Raw genomic sequence first — 14865 nt, 5'->3', positions numbered from 1 at the left:
CAGAGGCATCCGGTTTTTACGTTTGCTCAGAACCGTTAATCCCTCCCCCTCCCCCTCCCTAAAGGGGGAGGGAAACTAAGTAGCAGGCTCGGTTCAGACGAGCGCCGACGCCGATACGAGCTGCTCCGGCATCCGCCTTTCTCAAGACAGCCATTATATCAAAAAGTGTTACCTATGTCCCCGGTCCATTCCGTTACTTCGGTGCCCGTTTAGACCCCTCCGAACCCTCTCCCACTCCGGGGAGAGGTGACTAAAAAAGGCACAACGGATTTCTCACTCTTCGGTTCGAAATGACAACTTTCTATCGCGGCTGGCCTGTCCTGAACCATGTCCTGAATTTATTTCAGGATCTATTCAGGAAAGCCGCTCCTACGGGCACGCGGCACACCATGATATGAGACGAGACTGCCGCGCTGCTCCGCGGCTCGCAATGACAGAAAAGAAAAGGAATGTACTAGATCTGTATGCGCAGACCTATTTCGATCACGCGGTTGGGGGGAACGTTGAAGTGGGCCGTCGCGGGGAGCATGTTCTGGGACAGAAAGGCGAAGAGCTGCTTCCTTAACCCCGAGATGCCCCTCGGGTCGCGGACGACTATCGTTTCCCGGCCGAGGAAGAACGTTATCTCGTCTATCCTGCATTCGATCCCCTGGTCCTTCAGGTGTCTTACGACGTGTGAAATGTCGGGCGTCTCCATAAACCCGTAGCTGGCTATCACGCGGATGAAGTTGTGGGAGAGCTCCTCCACCTTGAATTTTTTAGGCCACGGCACGCGCGGGACGCCTTCCGTGTATATGGTCAGGATTATTATGCGCTCGTGAAAGACCTTGTTGTGCTTGAAGTTGTGGAGCATGGTGCGCGGGACGCCTTCGGGGTTCTTGGACATGTAGACGGCGGTTCCGGGCACTCGCGGGACCGATTTCAGGGCTGGGTCGGCAAGGAAGAGGTCGAAGGATATCTCCTCCTTCCTGAACTCCTCCGCCAAAGCCCTCCTGCCCCTCGTCCACGTAAGCACGATCAGATACACGACGAGAGCTATAAGAAACGGGAACCAGCCGCCCTGGTTGACCTTGATTATGTTCGCGCCGAAAAACGCCAGATCGGCTATGAGCAGACAGGACGTGACCAGAACGGCCAAGAGCGCGTTCCACTTCCATATAGAAACCGAGCATACGTACATGAGGAGCGTGGTTATGACCATGAGCGTGACTATGGCAGCGCCGTATGCGCTCGCGAGGTTCCCGGAAGACCGGAACAGTAGGACGAGGAAAATCGTCCCCAGAAACATAAGCCAGTTTACGAACGGGATGTATATCTGCCCCATCTGCTCGGGGGACGTGTAAATGACCTTGACTCGCGGCAGGAAGTCGAGCTGGAGCGCCTGGGACGTGAGGGAAAACGCCCCGGAGATGACCGCCTGAGAGGCTATGATCGTCGAAACGGTCGCAAGTATGATAAGCGGATAGAGACCCCACGAGGGAGCGAGGAGATAGAACGAATTCTCCGCCGCTTCGGGCCTGGAGAGAAGAAGCGCGCCCTGGCCGAAATAGTTGAGGAGCAGCGCGGGGAGCACGAGCGCGAACCATGCGAGCTTGATGGGGAACCCGCCGAAATGCCCCATATCCGCATAAAGGGCCTCGCCGCCCGTCACGACCAGGAACACGGCTCCCAGCACGAGGAATCCGTGGACCTTGTTCACTACGAAAAACTCCACGCCGTGGAGCGGGTTAAGCGCCGCCAGTACCTCCGGGTGTTTTACAATCCATACGATACCGAGACCCGCGAGCGTAAGAAACCATACGAGCATTATAGGGCCGAACAGCGTGCCTACGCGCCCCGTCCCTCTACTCTGATAAAAGAAGAAGCACGTAAGTATCCCGAGGGTTATCGGGATCACGTAGTCATGAAATATGGGTGATGCGACCCTGAGCCCCTCGACCGCGCTCAGCACGGATATCGCCGGCGTCAGCATGGCGTCCCCGTAGAATAGCGCCGCTCCGAATATACCGAGACCGAACACGACCCGGCTGAATTTTTTAATCACACCGTTACTCGAAATGAGGAGGGCCAGCAGCGCAAGGACGCCGCCCTCTCCGTCGTTGTCCGCGCGCATAACGTAGGTCGTGTATTTAAGGGAGATAACGATAATGAGAGACCAGAAGATCAGGGAGAGAACCCCGAGTATGTTCTCGTGTATTACCTCGATGCCGTATTTGGGAGAGAAACATTCCCGGAAGGCGTAGAGCGGGCTCGTCCCTATATCACCGAAGACGATGCCGAGGGCGATCAGAACAAGAACGTAGTTCTTACCGGATAATGATTTCAAGTGTTTAAAGTTCTCCGTCCACCCTGGCTGATGATCGGTCTAATCGCGTACTTAGGATACTACAAAAATAGAAAATCGCTAATGGCGTACTGCGCGAGCATAAAGTAGAAAATCTGCGTGAAATTTTTTTTCAGCTACTGTCAAACCTCACGCGGACGTGATAGAATTAGGGTGAGACTTCGCAAAAGGCAAACAACCGGTTACCACATTCCCGTTCGCCCTGTATGCGAAGTCTGCGGGGACCCAGATAAAATTTACAGAATGGAATTGAGCGTGCGCGGAAGCTGCGCCGGCAGCCGCGTTCGGTTTTTTGTTCCGGTACATCGGCGGCTCAGGGATTTTATTGTGCAAACGGAAAACGCAAGCATTCATCCCAAAAAAATTGTTTCCGAGTACGGCGACCTGCTCTCCCTGATAAACGAGCAGGAAAACCCCGAGCCCCTAAAGGTCCTTCCGGGCGCTCTCCCCGAATCTCTTCTCCCCTACCCGCAGACGACCATAAGGCACGCCCTCTCCATATACCTCCTGCACCAGGACTATATAGAAGAGAGAGAGATCATCGAGGACGCTTACACGTTTCTCGATAACTTCATACCGGACGAGGAATACAGCCTGTTCCGCTCTCTTCAGAATTCGATGTCCGAGAAGGGGCGCCTCGACTATACCGGATGGATAGGCGACACCGACCTCTCGTACGCGATGATACTCCTCAGGATGAGGACGCGGCGCATGAAAAAGAGGAAGAAGCACGCAGCGCAGGAGATCAAATCGCTCAGGCGCATTATGGGACTGCCCGACAAGATATTCCCGCACGGTGAAGATGAAGCGGACGAGGGGCAGGAGCTCGAGCTGAATCTGTAACCCCCCTACCCTTTTTACTCCGCGGGTCTAATAAAAATATTAAATCCGCCCTAGCCCTCCTTTGCCAAAAGAGGGAATTTAAGGAATCGCGGCCGGCCTGTCCTGAACCATGTCCTGAATTTATTTCAGGATCTATTCAGGAAAGCCGCTCCTACGGATTAGAATATGAAAGGAGTACTCTTAATAGATCTTTAACAGCCGCGAAATATTTTCTTAACCTTCCCAATTTATGATGGCAGTTGATGCACCGGGGGGTGTATGCCGGGGTTCCGGGTCGGAGGAGTCCCAGCAGACAATTTATTTTAAACATTCATCCAGACGGAGGAATTACGGATGGTCAGCTTCACTATGTCCGTTAAAGACGAGCGGCGGGGAAGGGAAATATACACGACTCTCGGCGAGCTCAGCTGGGAGAAGCTCTGGGAGGCCCTGAGACGCTACGACGGGAACAGGTCCCGCAGGGACAGAAAGAAATTCTATATATTTTCTTCGAAAATCAAGGAAGGTGAGAGCTCGCAAGTGTAGGAGGGCTTGTTTTTATTTACCCGCCAACGTCCTTCGGCAGGCTCAGGATGAACGGACTTAAAAAACGAGATGCTGAAACAAGTTCAGCATGACGACAAATAGGATCCCCACAGAATCCGGCTCTGTATATAGAACGTCAAAAAGAATAAAAAAGCAGGACCCCCTCGGGTGAGGGGACCCTGCTCTGATTGACGTCTTTACTTTCCAGCTTGCACGGGACCGATAAATTAGCCCTGTGAATACTGTGGAAGCAGGAAGCGATGGCGCATCGTGTACTTGAACGGAGTCGAGTACATGATCGAGCCAAAGTCAGCCTCTGTCCTTTCAACCGTCTTCGTCCAGATGGTCTTAGCCGGCGGGATGATGAGGTTGAAGGTGAAGCTGATGATACCTACTACTTCCTTAGCCGGAATCTGGCCGCCCATGTAGTCGAACGGTGTGCCGTTCAGGTACCAGGAGCGGATATCAGCACCCGTTGCGGTGCGGATACTTGCCGGATTCAGCTGGAAGCGGTGGCCTGTTCCGAATCCCGGGGGAAGCTCGGACGGAAGGTAAGTAACCTCATGGATACTGTTGGTTACGTCCGGCCTCGTGGTGATACGATAATTCATGCGGCCCCAGTCGGTCTTTCCATAGAACGTAGGTCTCGTGGAAAGAGGCTTATCGGAGTAGCGGCCGTTCGCGGTGTGGAGAATATAACCGCGGCGCTCCATTAAATGGTTAAAGTAGTTGTTGTTTGTTCCATGCTCGAAACCCGCGATGTAAGCAGCTTTCTTCGGGAATCCGAAGGGTTCCTTTCCTGCGAAAATCGGGGAATCGTTGGAGAGATACATGTAGGGGTAGTATCCGGCTTTGTAGATCTGGCCATCGCCCGAGTCTACTACTGCCGAGAACGTTACGCCCATTTCCATGTATGGCCCAAGCATCGTGTTTCTGTGGATAACGTACCAGAACTCGATTACGTCGTCCTGAATGTCGATCGGCTTCGGCGTAACAGCCTTCATGTCTTTCAGATCCGCGCGCATAACGTAGGCCATCCAGCGGCTTTCCGTATAGGTGAGCGGAATAATGTCATAGTCAAACACAGGGTCAGCAACGCCCTGGCTGATTATGTGAATTCTATCTCTATCTAATGGTAGTGGGGGTACTTCGCCCTCTGCCAACCACGGGTAGCTATATTCATTTGCCTGTAAACCCATTGCAAATACCTCCTATTAATTTTCGTTTTCTTTGTTGCACTGCCCAAAACACAAAAGCCTAAACCGCTTATGACCCCTGGCTGATCGGGAACTGCTGACGCAGGCCGTACTTGTACGGTGTAGCATATCCCCTGTAGCTGGCCGGACGCTCATAGGTCTCTGTCCAGAGAACCTTGGCCGGCGGGATGATAAGGTCGAACACGAACGAAATAAGACCAGTAACTTCCTGGATCTTGATTTCAGCGCCCATGTTATCAAACGGGGTCGCCTGAGCGAACCAGTTGATAGCGTCGCCTGAAGCCGTACGCGTATGCTCCGGCTTAATCTGGAAGCGATGGCCCTTGATGTTGAATGCGGCTGGCAACTCCGAAGGCAGATAGGTAAGCTGCCACTCTGAGCTTGAAACATCCGGTCTGGTGATAACCTTCATGTTGAACTTGCCCCAGTCAGTCTTCCCATAGAAGAATGGAGGTGTTACCTGCTTGTCATCGAATTTACCCGTTGCGCTGTGCAAGAGGTAGCCATTACGGGACATTGCAAAACCGAAGAAATCGGTTCCCTTTTCCCCGCCGTGAGTCGTACACCTGATGTATGACATCTTTTTCGGGAAGCCGAGAACACGGCCGGCATCAACCGGAGCGTCGCCGGTGAGGTACATATATGGATAGTAACCGGCTTTCCATACATTACCTTTCGGGTCCTTGTACGTAGCAGAAATCGTTACGCCGAACTCAAGGTATGGGCCTAACATCGTATTCTTGTGGTCGACATACCAGTATTCGACCAAATCTGCGTTTTCTCCGTCCCAAACCGTAAGAGGGGGATTCGGGCAAAGACGCTGCCTGGTAGCCGCATCTACTCTAACGACGAAAGCAGACCAGCGGCTGTCAGTATAGGTAAGAGGGAGAACATCGATGTCCCATAGCGGGTCCGACGGGTTCGCTATGATCCACGTTTTGATGTCTCTCTCTATAGGAGGCGGTGGAACCTCCTTAGTGAGCTCCCAATACTTCAAAGGGACATTTAGATGACTTGGCATATTACAAACCTCCTTATATAGATTTTTAAAACCGGATTGTTACCAACCTCAAGAGGAGAAACGTAGATAACTACGATTCAACACCCCATCATAGCTACTTATATCAAAGTTGGCGGGGTATTGTCAATAGGTTTTTTTAAGAATCTGAAAAAATTTTAAGCGGCAGGCTTAATTTTACCGGGATGAAAATAATAAATTATATTTTATGCCTTTGAAGCGGCCAGAATTTCCATAACGGCGGAGGAAAACTCGCCTATTTTTTGCCTGACCACGAGCCGGGCGTCCCCGTCGAAGGGGGTGGGGGTCAGGTTCAGTATAACGAGCCCGGCTCCCCCGTGAAGGGCTATGTCGGGAAGCGTATTCGCGGGCGAGACCTGGAGCGATGAGCCTATGGTGATAAAGAGGGCGGCCCCGCGGGCAAGCTCTATAGAGCTCTGCCAGGGTACATGAGGGAGCATTTCCCCGAAGAAGACGGCGTTCGGCTTGAGCACGCCGCCGCATTCTTTGCATAAAGGGGGGTTCTCCCCGGAAATTACTCTCTCCATGACGCTTTCCATGGGCTCGAGCACGCTGCACCCGAGGCAGACCGCCTGTCTCAAGGAGCCGTGGAGCTCGTGGACTTCTTCCGAGCCCGCATCCTGATGGAGCCCGTCCACGTTCTGTGTAATTACACCCTTGAGGAGCCCTCTCCTTTCGAGCTCGGCGAGCATCAGGTGGGCCGTGTTGGGCCTTGCAGATTTTCTGACCGGGTAGAGCTCGAGCGCGTAGTCGTAGTACCGGTGGGGCGCCCTCCGGAAGCCCTCCAGCGATACTACGGACTGGTCCATCTTCTCCCAGAGGCCCGTGCCGGGGGAGCGGTAGTCCGGGATGCCGGATTCTGTGCTTATGCCCGCTCCGGTAAGGGCTACGGTGTTTTTCGAAGAAAGGACGAGCTCTACAAATGCCCGTGCTGCGTCATTTAAATCATTCATGGTTTTATCAATAAAAGGGGCGGTACTCACCTCGCGAGAAATAAACCCGTTCATACTTCGACAAGCTCAGCACGAACGGGTTTATGTATGGCCAAGAATAATACTAAATCCACCCTAACCCTCCTTTACAAAAGGAGGGAATTGAAGATTATCGCGGCTGGAAGTCACTCCTACGTGTAGGACGAAGATGCAGTGCCAAGAAAAATATGTGATTGCCGTTCGTCAGGACGGCCCCTCATCCTTCGACAAGCTCAGGACGAACGGGGCCTCGCAATGACAATCTTATTTACCCAGGATGCTAACGACGCAGGTGATCCCGTCCATGGCCGGCTGGGCTCCGCCCATCGTTTCGATTATACCGACCTTGGCGTCTTTCTGCTGGCGCGCGCCCGCTTCTCCCCGGAGCTGCCACACGATCTCGGCCGTCTGAAGGAGTCCGGTCGCGCCTACGGGATGGCCTCTCGAAAGAAGCCCGCCGCCCGGATTGACTGCTACACCGCCGCTGTTTATCCAGGTGCTTCCGTCTTCTATCAGCCTGGCGCCCTCCCCTTTCCCGCAGAATCCGAGGGCTTCGTAGACCATCATCTCGGCTATGGCGAAGGCGTCGTGTATCTCGGCCACGTCCATGTCCTCGGGTCCGAGACCGGCCATCTCATAGGCCATCTTGGTAGTCCTCATCACGTTTTCCGAAGGATCGCACGTAAGACCCTTGGGGCTCGAGTACTTGCCCGACTGGGCTACGCATCCGAGGATCTTTATAGGCTCCTTTACCGCGAGCTTGTCGACGAGCTCGGCCGAGCAGAGGACCGCGGCGGCCGCAGCGTCCCCGACGGGGCAGCACATGTTCCTGTTGAGCGGGTCCGCGATCATGGGCGCGTTCAGCACTTCTTCTATCGTGGTTTCTTTCCTGTATTGCGCAACCGGGTTCATAGAGGCATGGTGTCTGCTTTTGACGACCACCTTCGCGAGCTGCTCTGGCGTGACGCCGTATTCCGCCATGTATCTCTTCGCCCTCATTGCATAAAGCCCCGGCATGCCCATGCCGAGCGCGACCTCTATGTCGTCTTCCTCGAGTGGCAGCGGCCCACCGGACATTACCCTGCTCAGGTTCTCTACGCCGAGGGCAAGCGCGATGTCGTACTGTCCGTACGCGATAGTCCTCCACGCCTCCCATAACGAGAGCGTGCCGCTCCCGCAGGCGCCCTCGACGTTAATCGTGGGCTGACCGACGAGCCCTATCTCTTTAAGGGTCCTCTGGCCCACGCCCATGCCCTGGTATACGTGACCGCAAAAAGCGATCTCTATCTTTCGCGGGTGGATTCCGGCGTCCTTTATCGCCGCCCAGGCCGCCTCGCGCCCGAGCACATGGGCCGCTTTATCCGGGAATCTGCCGCAGGCAGTCGTCCCCACGCCAAGAATATATACGTCTCTCATTATCAGACCTCCTCGGGATTAACTTACTCTTATTTTAAAAATTTTCGCAGGTGAGTGCAAGGCCGGGCCATCCGGGAGTGAAATAAAAAGGGAGGATAGCGGATTAAACCGCGATCCTCCCTTTCGTTAAAGAATCCTCTTTAAATTTTTTTCAAATTTAACTGCCGGCTGCTGCACTGACCGCCGTTACAGGACCCCACTTTCCGGTGAGGAGAAGCATGCCCGGAATGAGAAGGGTCAGTATCGACTCGATCAGGAAGAGCCATGCGACTGCCGGGGCCAGAGCTTTCCCCATCGAGAACACGAGGAAGGCCAGGAAAACGAGCAGCGCCCACGCCCAGCAGAATATGGCGTAGTACATCATGCCCGGTATAGCGGCTTCCAGCGTGTAGAAGTGGTAGCCGTACCATATGAACACGACGGTCGCGAAAAGGCAAAACCATCCGAGGCCTTTTGCGTCATAGCCGTGGATGAATATTCCCGCAACCTGGAAGTAAATAAGAGCGAATACGGAGACCAGAGCCGTGGCCGCGGTCAACTGCAACGTGTGCAGCTGCCATGCCGCTATGAGAATCAATATAGCGACGGCCAGGTTCAGAACGCCGACTTCCTTAGCCCCTGTCTTGCCCAGCACGGTCATACCGTTACAGAAGAACACGAAACCCACAAGCAACAAAACGTAGCCTAGCAACATATCTATTGCCATTTCTCTCCATACCTCCTTATGTTATTTGTGTTTTTGTGGATTTTCCACCTTCCACAGAGGTGACTAGAACCATATGGAATGGGTTTTATCACATTTGGCTTATCCGTGTCAAGATACTTTTTTAGACGGGGCCCAAAATTCTTATGTAACAAGCCGTCTTAGCAAGATAATTTTGAGTTATTAATAAGGGTTGCCCGCGCGTCCCGCGGGGGGCGGGCGGATATCCGGTCTGGTATCGAGGGGGCGTGACGGCCCCCGGTTCAGGCGTTTTCTTTCCTCTGGACGAGGATCACCCACTTCCCTTTCTGGACGACTTCTCCCGACTGGTTGTGGACGTTGACCTCGAATATGAGAAAGCCCATGTTGGGGCGCTTGTGCTCTCTTTTTTCGACGAGCTTACGGGTGATGTGGATTGTGTCGCCGAACTTTACGGCTCCCGAGAACCTCCAGTCCTCGAGGCCCATGAAGGCGATCGTCGCAAGGCGTGGCATCGTAAACCAGAGGCCCGACGCAATTGAAAGGACACACAGGCCGTGTGCGACCCTGGTCTTAAACACGGTGTTCTTCGCGAACTCCTCGTCTATGTGCATGTTGTTGAAATCGCCCGAGAGTCCGGCGAAGCTCACGACGTCAGTCTCGGTTATGGTCCTGCCGGTGCTCTTGTGCTCGGCCTCTATGTCGAGGTCTTCATAGAAAAGCCGTGTGTCTTCCTGTGCCATTTGCAGAGTCTCCTTCGAATATGTATATCGAGCGCCTGGTGAAGCCGCACGCACGATGCGGCGGCCCCTCGCCCTTTCGCGTTACTTCGCGGGCTTGAACTTGGGCAGCGTCACTTCGTCGGTGACGTCGTCGAACACGACCTCGACGTCCATGCCTATGAAGACGTCCTTCGGGTCGCAGCCAACGATGTTGGTCATCATCTTTACCCCTTCAGAGGTCTCGACGAGCGCGACCACGTAGGGGGGGTCGTTCTTGTATGCCTTCGTAGGGCCCATGTAATGGATCGCGTATGTCCATACCTTGGCCTTGCCGCTGGCCTTTACCCACTCTATGTCCTCCGACATGTCGTTGCCCGGGGACATGGCGCGGGGGTAGAAGAAAAACTCCCCTGTCGCCTTCGACCTGGGCAGCAGGAGCTCGTGCTTCTTGCATCCGTCCCAGTAAGGCTTGGTCTCCGGGCGGAAGTCGGGAAGCGGTTTTTCGTACGTTTTGTTCTCAGCCATTTTTCAAGAATCTCCTTTTCGAGTTTAAGAAAGCGGTTCCTTGCCCAAGACTACGGTGCTGTGGGCGGAGACGATGCCTCCGTTCCCGTGCACGAGCGCCACCTCGGCGTCCTTGACCTGCCTGGGGCCGGCCGCTCCCCTCAGCTGGAGCGTCGCCTCGACGACGTGATGCATGGCTCCCAGGTGAGCCTGGGACAGGAGCCCGCCGTGGGTGTTCACGGGCAGGTCCTTTCCTATCTCCATGCGCCCTTCGAGCGCGAACGGGCCTCCCTCCCCTTTCGGGACGAAGCCGAGCCCCTCGAGCTCAAGAAGCACGGTTATGGTGAAACAGTCGTAAAGGAACGCGACGTCTACGTCCTTGGGGCCTATGCCGGCCGTCTGGAAAGCCCTCTGGCCGGAGCTGTCTATGGCGTTATAGATCTGGTTCAGGTCGCGGAGCGACGTGAGATACTGGTGCGAATAGCCCTGGCCCATGCCCCAAAGGTAAGCGAGGGGGTTTTTAATTCCCAGTTCTTTTGCCTTGGCTTCGGTCGTGACTATGAACGCGGCGCCTCCGTCCGAGATGATGGAGCAATCGTACTTGGTGAGGGGGTCGGCGATGACGCGGGAGCTCATGACCTCTTCGACGGTCAGGGGCTCCTTGTTCATGGCGTTCTCCTTGAGGGCGGCGTGCTTGCGCATCGTCACTGCGACCGCGGCCAGGTGCTCGCGTGTGGCTTTGAAGTCGTGGAGATACCTCTGGGCCGCGAGCGCGTAGCCCCCAGGGGTGGTAAGGCCGTAGGGAAATTCAAACTCGGCGTGGCACATTTCCCTGATGAGTGCGACCATTCCGGAGGAGGATATTCCCGAGAGGGTGTTGTCACCCCTCACGCAGAGTACGACCTCTGCCTGTCCGGAGGCGATAGCCATGGCGGCCTCGGCCACCATCCATACGGCGGTCGCTCCTCCCACGGCAACGGACGAGAAGAACCTGGGTCTCAAACCGAAATAGTCGGCGAACGTAGTGCAGTGCATGAATGTGTGTTCAACGAGGGAGAAGGCTGTAACGAGTCCGTCGACATCGGATTTTTTAATTCCGGCGTCCTCGATCGCGAGCTTGGATGCGAGCGAGAGGAAGTGGAACGAGCTCTTGTCGGGTATCTTGCCCTGCTCCGTTTCTCCTACGCCGGCTATGACGATTTTATTTTTTTTGAGTATTTCTCTTGCTTCTTTTACCTTAGGGATGCTTGCTGCCATGTGTTACCTCCCCCCGTCTATATTTTTTTGTGGAAAAGTATATTAAATAGACCTCAACAAAAGTCAACCGCGGGAAGCGGGCCGGCCAGCATGTGAAAATTCCGGTCACAGGCGGCATTTGTCGTGAACTTTTATCAACCGCGCGAGCCCGCCGCCGTAATTTTTAGAGTAAGCCGCTGGAAAATGGATTCTAGCCGCCCTTCTTCCCACTAACGGCGCTCAGCATGAGGTTCGATACCAGGTCGCAAAGCACGGCCGTGAAGAAGTTCCTCGCCTTTCCCCTATCACGCGGAAAGTCTTTATACGGGAATGTCTTCCTTGCCAGTTTTGATATCTTCCCCGGATCGACCGACGGCCTGTTGGTTTCTATCTCCAGAACCCTGTTGACTATTATGTCCTTGCAAGCCCTGTGAGCTCCTTCTTCAACAATGTCTTCGATCGGCCTTATGTCTCTAAGGTTATCGTAGAGCTCGAAAATCCTTTTTCTGAAAATAGCATCACGTAAATATTTACTAACCCTTTTTTCATCATTTCCGGTTGTGTTTTTACCGCGCGATTTCCCCCTACTATAGGTAAGTTTTTCCTCGGGGGTTCTTATACTAAAAGTCTTCTTATTATATGAGTATTCTTTGGGTGACATTTTTGTCACCCCCCCGGGTGATAATTTTGTCACCCCCCGGGTGACATTTTTGTCACCCTCCCCCATGACATTCTTGTCATACCCTAAGCCACTGATTTCTTTCTCTTTAGTTCTCTGCGGAGTGACGTTATCCTTCGAGATCCTCCCAACTCCATACTCCTCTTCGTCTTCGCCGTATTCTTCACCTCCACCTTTGTTCATTTCCTCGATGAGCTTCTGAACGAGAGGGCGGAAGTCGAATACCGTCGTAACCTGCGCGCCGGTTTCATCGTCGAACCTGGGCGTCTTTATCAGGAGGCCGAGCTCTTCGAGGTCTTGTGTGATACGCTTCACGCTCCTCTCTTCGATTCCCGATCTCAGAGCGAGAGTCGAGTAGCTGGGGAACGGGTATTCGGAGTCCCACTTGTAAGACATGATGTCGATTATGAGCATGATGTGTTTGGGTTTGAGGCCTATCCGGGATCTGTACCTCAGGAGAATGTTGGGGACGCTCGTAAACCCTTCGTCGAGTATCTCTCCCCATATCTGGACTATCTTTGTTTTGTCCTGCTTTTTGTCGGGCATATCTCTCCCTGGACAAGCCGGAGCTTTGTTCCGGCACGGGCATCAAAAAGCTTGACAATTAAAAGCGAGAAAGGGTATCATTAAGTTGTTCCACCTTCCGGTTGCCGCCGTTGTTTTATGCATACCGCTAAAGCTTCGGCGGCTTTTTAACGCCCTGGCCAGCCATATTATATGATTTTTGTCCGCTTAAATCAATCTGCAGGAGCGGTGCCCCCTGCCCTTTTCATTTCGAATCGACATTTTATAATTGATACTGGGATCCGAGAGAGATACGGGTTCCCGTCCAAGGTGCAGAAGCTCACATCTACCGGAGGGCAATATAGGACATATGAAAGTCATAGCCATAGCGAACCATAAAGGGGGAGTCGGGAAGACGACTACCGCGGTAAATCTTGCGGCGTGTCTCGTGGAAAAGGGGAACGAGGTTCTCGTTATCGATTTCGACCCGCAGGGGAACGCGACTTCCCACCTCGGGTTCAGTCCCAATGATTTCGAGATTACGATCAACGACGTGCTGTTAGATCCGAATAACCGAGTGGATATAAACTCGGTGATAGTCGAGCACGGGACGCCCGGGTTGTTTCTTATTCCGGCGAACCTTTCCATGAGCAGGGCGGACCTTTCCATGTCGGCCTTGATAGAAAAAGATCACAGGCTGAGGAAGTCGATAAAGCGGTTAAAGAAGAACTATGATTTTGTGCTGATAGACTGTCCGCCTTCGCTCGCCACGCTGTCCGTTAACGCTTTCTTCGCGGCGGACGACGTAATCATCGTGGTGCAGACTCAGCCCATGGCACTGGATGCCGTACGCATGATCGACGAGACGCTTTTCGAGGTCTATTCGTCGCGCCCCGATTTCCCGATAGTCCCCTACGGGCTCCCGACTATGCACGACAAGCTGACCACCGTCAGCAGCACGGTGCTTGAGGCGATAAACAGGAAATTTCACCCGAATGTATTCTCCCCTATTCACTCGAACGTGAAGATCAAGGAGGCGAGCGGTTACGGGAAGCATATAATCGAATACGACCCCCTAAGCGCGGGGGCTATGGATTACAGAAGGCTGGCGAAGGAAGTAATGGCCATATATGAAAGAGAAAAAGAAGAAGGAAGAAGATATATCATCAGAAACTCCTAAGAAAAAAAAGCCCCCCAAAGGCGGCCGGCTGTCGGACATGATCGAATCCATGGAGCAGCGGGGGAGCCCGCTCAACGCGCACAGGGTCGCGACAAGGTATTTCGACAGCTTCAGGAAGGAAAGGAACATACCCGCGGAAGCACCCGGCGGCGAGGCCTCGGGGGAGTCCTCCCGGGAGCCGGGCACGGGCCTCGAGACCGCTATAGTTACCGCGGTAGATAGTGCGGTAAGAAAGAGGGAAAGGAAAAAACCCCCCTACCCTTCCGAGCACGGCATGAAACCGGCTGATCTAAAGGACCTGGACGACGGCTTTACACCCTCTGAATCCAGGGTTTACGGTGAAATTTATAAAAAAAGCATAGAGAAGAAGACCCCTACCCTGCGTATCGGGCTCAAGGAGCTCAGGGAGCTCACGGGTCTGTCGGATAAAACGGTCAGGGTCGCCATACATTCTCTCGAGAAAAAGCTCAGCCTTAAAGTTGTCGAACCATCCCTTGGGGTATACGGGAGGATGTTCTCCGTACCTAGCCCTGGGGAAGTCCTTAAAGAGAGGGAAAAGGCGGGTCTAGAGATAGACCCGACCACGAAGAAGGTGCTCGGTTTGAATACCCCGGTAAGTACTGCAGTACTTACCGGGGTAGATACCGCGATAGATAATGCGATAAATACTGCGGTAACTACCGCAGCAAAAAAGAGTGAGAAATCTGCGGGAGAAAAAACGGACGAGGTTTTGTCCATGTACGAGCTATATACGGGGAATAAACGGGGGCCGAGAGACGAGGAATATTGCGAGAAGATCAAACACCTGGACCCGGGGGTGATAGAGGCATCACTGATACTATCGAGTCTGAAAGGGAAGGGGGGGATTGCCGAGTTCTCCCAGGTGGAAGGTGTGCTCGCCGACCTGGGAGGCGAGCTTCCGGAGGGATATCTCGAACACCTGAGGGGGGCATGGAAGACCCTCCATGGAGGCGGCTAAAGACATCCGTGCACGCGGAGAGCG

The 14865-nt window shown here is 53.8% G+C and carries 14 protein-coding genes; 4 read left to right on the top strand and 10 right to left on the bottom strand.

What is annotated here, in order from left to right; translation table 11 throughout:
* Positions 1 to 454 precede the first annotated feature (454 nt).
* Entirely contained in the window at positions 455 to 2326 is a 1872-nt protein-coding gene (locus AB1598_14780) for a potassium transporter Kup (protein MEW6146276.1), read from the bottom strand.
* A 345-nt stretch (positions 2327 to 2671) separates the two neighbouring features.
* Between AB1598_14780 and AB1598_14775 the strand changes: the two genes are divergently transcribed.
* Positions 2672 to 3187 carry a hypothetical protein gene (locus AB1598_14775; protein MEW6146275.1) on the top strand — a complete coding sequence of 172 codons (516 nt, stop codon included), beginning with the start codon at positions 2672 to 2674 and terminating at the stop codon, positions 3185 to 3187.
* 333 nt (positions 3188 to 3520) lie between these two features.
* Entirely contained in the window at positions 3521 to 3712 is a 192-nt protein-coding gene (locus tag AB1598_14770) for a hypothetical protein (protein MEW6146274.1), read from the top strand.
* Positions 3713 to 3939: 227 nt separating this feature from the next.
* Here the strand turns inward: AB1598_14770 and AB1598_14765 are convergent, their stop codons facing one another.
* The 9 genes from AB1598_14765 to AB1598_14725 all read right to left on the bottom strand — a co-directional run bounded on the left by AB1598_14765 (position 3940) and on the right by AB1598_14725 (position 12724).
* Positions 3940 to 4911 carry an acetoacetate decarboxylase family protein gene (locus AB1598_14765; protein MEW6146273.1) on the bottom strand — a complete coding sequence of 324 codons (972 nt, stop codon included), beginning with the start codon at positions 4909 to 4911 and terminating at the stop codon, positions 3940 to 3942.
* A 67-nt stretch (positions 4912 to 4978) separates the two neighbouring features.
* Positions 4979 to 5950, bottom strand: coding sequence for an acetoacetate decarboxylase family protein (locus AB1598_14760; GenBank protein ID MEW6146272.1), 972 nt, complete (start codon positions 5948 to 5950; stop codon positions 4979 to 4981).
* Positions 5951 to 6153: 203 nt separating this feature from the next.
* On the bottom strand, positions 6154 to 6921 hold the full coding sequence (locus AB1598_14755) for a Sir2 family NAD-dependent protein deacetylase (GenBank protein MEW6146271.1): 768 nt from the start codon (positions 6919 to 6921) through the stop codon (positions 6154 to 6156).
* A 282-nt stretch (positions 6922 to 7203) separates the two neighbouring features.
* Complete coding sequence (locus AB1598_14750) at positions 7204 to 8355, bottom strand: thiolase family protein (GenBank protein ID MEW6146270.1); 1152 nt, start codon at positions 8353 to 8355, stop codon at positions 7204 to 7206.
* 157 nt (positions 8356 to 8512) lie between these two features.
* Positions 8513 to 9061: an AmiS/UreI family transporter gene (locus AB1598_14745; protein ID MEW6146269.1), complete on the bottom strand. Its 549-nt coding sequence runs from the start codon at positions 9059 to 9061 to the stop codon at positions 8513 to 8515.
* 260 nt (positions 9062 to 9321) lie between these two features.
* Positions 9322 to 9780: a MaoC/PaaZ C-terminal domain-containing protein gene (locus AB1598_14740; protein ID MEW6146268.1), complete on the bottom strand. Its 459-nt coding sequence runs from the start codon at positions 9778 to 9780 to the stop codon at positions 9322 to 9324.
* An 81-nt stretch (positions 9781 to 9861) separates the two neighbouring features.
* Positions 9862 to 10284: an OB-fold domain-containing protein gene (locus AB1598_14735; GenBank protein ID MEW6146267.1), complete on the bottom strand. Its 423-nt coding sequence runs from the start codon at positions 10282 to 10284 to the stop codon at positions 9862 to 9864.
* A 24-nt stretch (positions 10285 to 10308) separates the two neighbouring features.
* On the bottom strand, positions 10309 to 11520 hold the full coding sequence (locus tag AB1598_14730; GenBank protein MEW6146266.1) for a thiolase family protein: 1212 nt from the start codon (positions 11518 to 11520) through the stop codon (positions 10309 to 10311).
* Positions 11521 to 11710: 190 nt separating this feature from the next.
* The gene (locus tag AB1598_14725; protein MEW6146265.1) at positions 11711 to 12724 is read right to left on the bottom strand and encodes a helix-turn-helix domain-containing protein; all 1014 of its coding nucleotides are present in this window, start codon (positions 12722 to 12724) and stop codon (positions 11711 to 11713) included.
* A 328-nt stretch (positions 12725 to 13052) separates the two neighbouring features.
* Between AB1598_14725 and AB1598_14720 the strand changes: the two genes are divergently transcribed.
* Positions 13053 to 13862: a ParA family protein gene (locus AB1598_14720; protein ID MEW6146264.1), complete on the top strand. Its 810-nt coding sequence runs from the start codon at positions 13053 to 13055 to the stop codon at positions 13860 to 13862.
* Positions 13813 to 14841, top strand: coding sequence for a hypothetical protein (locus AB1598_14715; GenBank protein MEW6146263.1), 1029 nt, complete (start codon positions 13813 to 13815; stop codon positions 14839 to 14841). Before AB1598_14720 ends, AB1598_14715 begins: the two co-directional genes overlap by 50 nt.
* Positions 14842 to 14865 lie beyond the last annotated feature (24 nt).

This window comes from Thermodesulfobacteriota bacterium, from assembly GCA_040754335.1.
Classification (GTDB): Bacteria; Desulfobacterota_D; UBA1144; order Nemesobacterales; family UBA2774; genus 2-12-FULL-53-21.
Note: the sequence above shows the minus strand (reverse complement) of the source record. Positions and strands in the feature narration are given on the sequence as shown.

Excerpts from the sequence above, each read along its gene's own strand:
- AB1598_14750 (MEW6146270.1), bottom strand. The coding sequence starts at position 8,355 with ATGAGAGACGTATATATTCTTGGCGTGGGGACGACTGCCTGCGGCAGA.
- AB1598_14770 (MEW6146274.1), top strand. The coding sequence starts at position 3,521 with ATGGTCAGCTTCACTATGTCCGTTAAAGACGAGCGGCGGGGAAGGGAA.
- AB1598_14765 (MEW6146273.1), bottom strand. The coding sequence starts at position 4,911 with ATGGGTTTACAGGCAAATGAATATAGCTACCCGTGGTTGGCAGAGGGC.
- AB1598_14760 (MEW6146272.1), bottom strand. The coding sequence starts at position 5,950 with ATGCCAAGTCATCTAAATGTCCCTTTGAAGTATTGGGAGCTCACTAAG.
- AB1598_14735 (MEW6146267.1), bottom strand. The coding sequence starts at position 10,284 with ATGGCTGAGAACAAAACGTACGAAAAACCGCTTCCCGACTTCCGCCCG.
- AB1598_14730 (MEW6146266.1), bottom strand. The coding sequence starts at position 11,520 with ATGGCAGCAAGCATCCCTAAGGTAAAAGAAGCAAGAGAAATACTCAAA.
- AB1598_14715 (MEW6146263.1), top strand. The coding sequence starts at position 13,813 with ATGAAAGAGAAAAAGAAGAAGGAAGAAGATATATCATCAGAAACTCCT.
- AB1598_14720 (MEW6146264.1), top strand. The coding sequence starts at position 13,053 with ATGAAAGTCATAGCCATAGCGAACCATAAAGGGGGAGTCGGGAAGACG.
- AB1598_14725 (MEW6146265.1), bottom strand. The coding sequence starts at position 12,724 with ATGCCCGACAAAAAGCAGGACAAAACAAAGATAGTCCAGATATGGGGA.
- AB1598_14745 (MEW6146269.1), bottom strand. The coding sequence starts at position 9,061 with ATGGCAATAGATATGTTGCTAGGCTACGTTTTGTTGCTTGTGGGTTTC.
- AB1598_14755 (MEW6146271.1), bottom strand. The coding sequence starts at position 6,921 with ATGAATGATTTAAATGACGCAGCACGGGCATTTGTAGAGCTCGTCCTT.
- AB1598_14740 (MEW6146268.1), bottom strand. The coding sequence starts at position 9,780 with ATGGCACAGGAAGACACACGGCTTTTCTATGAAGACCTCGACATAGAG.